This is a genomic window from Ramlibacter sp. (assembly GCF_013697775.1).
GTDB lineage: Bacteria > Pseudomonadota > Gammaproteobacteria > Burkholderiales > Burkholderiaceae_C > Ramlibacter.
Genome location: NZ_JACCWG010000107.1, coordinates 1 through 3848, shown reverse-complemented (window position 1 = coordinate 3848; position 3848 = coordinate 1). Strand labels below are relative to the sequence as shown.

Annotated in this window: 5 protein-coding genes; 1 reads left to right on the top strand and 4 read right to left on the bottom strand. The window is 68.0% G+C overall.

The features are described from left to right. From H0U68_RS05625 to H0U68_RS05615, 3 genes are all read right to left on the bottom strand, one after another. Positions 1-828: ROK family protein (locus H0U68_RS05625; protein ID WP_296353511.1), on the bottom strand; the 828-nt coding region annotated here is incomplete at its 3' end. Positions 829-958: 130 nt separating this feature from the next. Next, positions 959-1618, bottom strand: coding sequence for a dihydrofolate reductase family protein (locus tag H0U68_RS05620; protein WP_296353504.1), 660 nt, complete (start codon positions 1616-1618; stop codon positions 959-961). Positions 1619-1705: 87 nt separating this feature from the next. Beyond that, the gene (locus H0U68_RS05615) at positions 1706-2722 is read right to left on the bottom strand and encodes a 1-aminocyclopropane-1-carboxylate deaminase (RefSeq protein ID WP_296353502.1); all 1017 of its coding nucleotides are present in this window, start codon (positions 2720-2722) and stop codon (positions 1706-1708) included. A 161-nt stretch (positions 2723-2883) separates the two neighbouring features. On the opposite strand from H0U68_RS05615, the gene H0U68_RS05610 reads away from it, so the two are divergent. Continuing rightward, on the top strand, positions 2884-3345 hold the full coding sequence (locus tag H0U68_RS05610) for an Lrp/AsnC ligand binding domain-containing protein (protein WP_296353508.1): 462 nt from the start codon (positions 2884-2886) through the stop codon (positions 3343-3345). 9 nt (positions 3346-3354) lie between these two features. Here H0U68_RS05610 and H0U68_RS05605 read toward each other — a convergent pair. After that, on the bottom strand, positions 3355-3848 hold a 494-nt coding region (locus H0U68_RS05605), incomplete at its 5' end, for a hypothetical protein (RefSeq protein WP_365730796.1).

Below are 3848 nucleotides of genomic sequence, written 5' to 3'. Positions count from 1 at the left end.
GCGCAGCATCTCGGTCAGCGCGGCGCTCTCGCCGCGCTCGGCCGCTTCTATGCCCATGCGCGCAATGGCCGGCGCCGCGGCCATGGCCTCGACGCAGCCCAGGTTGCCGCAGTGGCAGCGCGGGCCGGCCTGGTCCACGCAGATGTGGCCGACGTCGCCGGCCGAGCCGGTGGCGCCGCGGTACACCTCGCCGTGGCAGACGATGCCGCAGCCGATGCCGGTGCCGATCTTGATGACCAGGAAATTCTGCAGGCTGCGCTGCAGCCGCCACAGCTCGCCCAGCGCCATCAGGTTCACGTCGTTGTCCACGAACACCGGCACATCGAAGGCGTCGCGCAGCGCGTCGCGGATGGAAAAGCTGTCCCAGTGCGGCATCAGCGGCGGGTTCACCAGTTGCCCGGCGTCGAAGTTCACCGGGCCGGGAACGCCCATGCCGATGGCGATGACCTGGCGCGGCGACGTGCCGGTGTCTGCGAGCAGCTTGCGCACCACCTCGATCACGCGCGCCATGACGACACCCGGGCCGCCGCGCACGTCGGCGTCTTCCGCATGCCGCGCCAGCACGCCCAGGTCGGGCCGCATCACCGCCGCTTCCAGGCTGGTGGCGCCCAGGTCGATGCCGATGACGACGCCGAGACTTCCGGCCAGCTGCAGTGTTTCGGGGCGGCGGCCGCCGGAGGAGGCTTGCAGGCCGGCCTCTTCGACCAGCCCCTGCTCCACCAGCCCGGCGATCAGGCCGTTGGCCTTGCTCTTGGAGAACGCCAGCCGGTCCGCCAGCTTGTGGCGCGACGTGGAAGCCGACCAGAACACGGTCTGCAGCACTTCCATCTCCGCGGTGGACAACCGATCCCAGCGTGGCACGCCATGTCTCCAGCCGCCCGTCGTGGTGCGGGCGTGGGCTGGATGGTAGGTTGGCCGACTTCAGCCAGGCAAGAGCAAACTTTGGACAAATCCTGGTTTATTGCTGCTTCTTGCTTCGGCGGATGAACATGTGGGTGGCACGCTCGCCCTGCACGACCTCGGCGCACTGGTAGCCCAGCGCGTGCAGGTCCAGCCCGGTCCACATGTGTTCGCCCTGGCCCATCAGCACCGGCCGCACGGCGAAATGCAGCGCGTCGACCAGTCCGGCCTGCAGGTACTGGCGCACCGTGGACACGCCGCCGCCGATGCGCACGTCGCGCTCGCCGGCCGCTTCCTTGGCTTGTTCCAGCGCGGCGTGGATGCCGCCGGTGACGAAGCGGAACTCGGTGCCGCCCTTCATCGCCAGCGGCTCCCGCGCATGGTGGGTGAGCACGAACACCGGCACATGGTACGGCGGCTCCTCGCCCCACCAGCCTTCCCAGCGCTCGTCGGGCCAGGGGCCGCGCACCGGGCCGAACATGTTGCGGCCGAGGATCCAGGCGCCGACGTTGTCGAAGCTGCGCTCCACCATGCCGTTGTCGACACCGGTTTCGCCGCCTTCCTCCTGGCCACCGTGCATGCGGGCGAAGCTGCGGGTGGGGAACACCCATTCCATCAGCTCCGGGCCGCGCACGCCGAGCGGGTTCTGGAGATCCTGCCTCGGACCGGCGCCGAAACCGTCGAGAGAGAGGCTGAAGCCGAGCACACGGACTGCCATTGCGTTTCCTTCGTTCGTCGTGGTGATGCTCCCACGACGAGCGGGCGTTGCGCAAATCGACAGCCGCGTGCAGCTTGTTTCTGCATCTCAGCCGTTGCGAAACAGGAAGCTGTAGGCGTTGAGCGCCGGCACGCCGCCCAGGTGCGCATACAGCACGCGCGAGCCTTCCGGGAATTCGCCGCGCCGCACCATGTCGATCATGCCGTGCATGGACTTGCCCTCGTACACCGGGTCGGTCAGCATGCCTTCCTGGCGCGCGCACAGGCGGATGGCCTCCAGCGTGCCTTCGTTGGGCAGGCCGTATTCGGGCGCGGCGTAGCGGGTGTCGAGGACCACGTCGTCTTCGGTCAGGTGCTGGCCCAGGTCAACGATCTCGGCCGTGTGGCGCGCGATGCGCAGGATCTGCGCCTTGGTCTTTTCCGGCGTGGCCGAGGCATCGATGCCGATCACGCGGCGGGCGCGCCCGTCGGCCGCGAAGCCGACCACCATGCCGGCCTGCGTGCTGCCGGTGACCGAACAGACCACGATGTAGTCGAACGCGAAGCCCAGTTCCTTTTCCTGCGCCCGCACTTCCTCGGCGAAGCCGACGAAGCCCAGGCCGCCCAGCGGATGCTCGGAGCAGCCAGCGGGAATCGGGAACGGCTTGCCGCCAGCCTTGCGCACGTCGTCCATGGCCTGTTCCCAGCTCGGGCGGATGCCGATGTCGAAGCCGGCCGCATCCAGCCGCACGTCGGCGCCCAGGATGCGCGACATCTCGATGTTGCCCACGCGGTCGTACACCGCGTCGGAGTAGTTGACCCAGTTCTCCTGCACCAGCACGCACTTGAGTCCCAAGTGCGCGGCCACCGCCGCGACCTGGCGCGTCTGGTTGGACTGGATGCCGCCGATGGACACCAGCGTGTCGCAGCCCTGCGCCAGCGCCTCGGGGATCAGGTATTCGAGCTTGCGCGTCTTGTTGCCGCCGAAGGCCAGGCCGCTGTTGCAGTCCTCGCGCTTGGCATAGAGCTGCACCTTGCCGCCCAGGTGCGCACTCAGGCGCTTGAGCGGATGGATGGGCGTGGGTCCGAAAGTGAGCGGATGGCGGGGGTGGCGTTGCAGGTTCATGGTGAAGGAATTCTAGGAAGCCACCGCGCTCACAGGGTTGCTTTGTGAGGCGCGGATTCGGAGAATGGAGGTATCCCAATTGCCTGATTCTTCACCGATATTTCGTGGCAACCTCCAAACGCACAACAAACGTTCACGCCACGCCGAAGGCGGCCACCGAGCTGCCGGCGCTGGACCGCATCGACCGCACCCTGCTGCGCGCGCTGCAAAAGGACGCCTCGGTCTCCAATGTGGCGCTGGCGCACAAGGTGCACCTGAGCCCGCCGGCCTGCCTGCGCCGGGTCGAGCGCTTGAAGCGCATGGGATTGGTCTCGCGCGTGGTGGCGCTGCTGAACCCGCAGGCGCTGGGCGCCGGCATGCTGGTGCTGATCGGCGTGGTGCTGGACCGCTCCACGCCGGAATCGTTCGCGCTGTTCGAGAAGGCCGTCGCCAAGGTGCCGGGCTGCATGGAGTGCCACGTGATCACCGGCGAATTCGACTACTTCATGCTGGTGCGCACCCAGGACAACGACAGCTTCAACGGGCTGTTCATGGAGCAGCTGCTGCAGCTGCCGGGCGTGCGGCAGGTGCGCTCGTTCATCGGGTTGAAGCAGGTGCTGTCGACGACCGAGCTGGCGGTGTAGCCGACAGCGTCAGCCCTGCTTCGGCCGGCCGGTCTTCAGCGTGGGGACGGCACCCATCGCGGCGCGGAAGGCGGCATCGTCCATTGCGGCCAGCGCCATGATGCCGGCGCGCAGCACCTCGCTCTTTTTGCCGGGCAGGCCCGCCTGCGTGGCGCGTTCCTTCAGGCCGTCGAGCGTGGCGTATTCGGCCTTGGGGATGGTGAAGGAATCGCGCACCAGCTTGACCTTACGCGCCTCGGTGCTTTTGGCGGCGGCCTTGTCGGCCTTGTCCGCCTTCTTCGCGGCGACCGGCTTGGTGGGGGCCTTCGGCCTGGCAGCCTTGATGGCTTTTGCAGCCTTGGCGGCCGGTGTTGTCTTGGCGGGGGTCGCCTTTTTCGCTGCGGAACGGGGCTGGGCCATGGAGCGGATCTCTGTTGAAACGGTATAAACAGTATATACCGTTGAGAAATGCAGCCGGGCGGGCGGGCGAACGCCCGGCCGGGCGCTCAGCGCGGCGGCGTCGT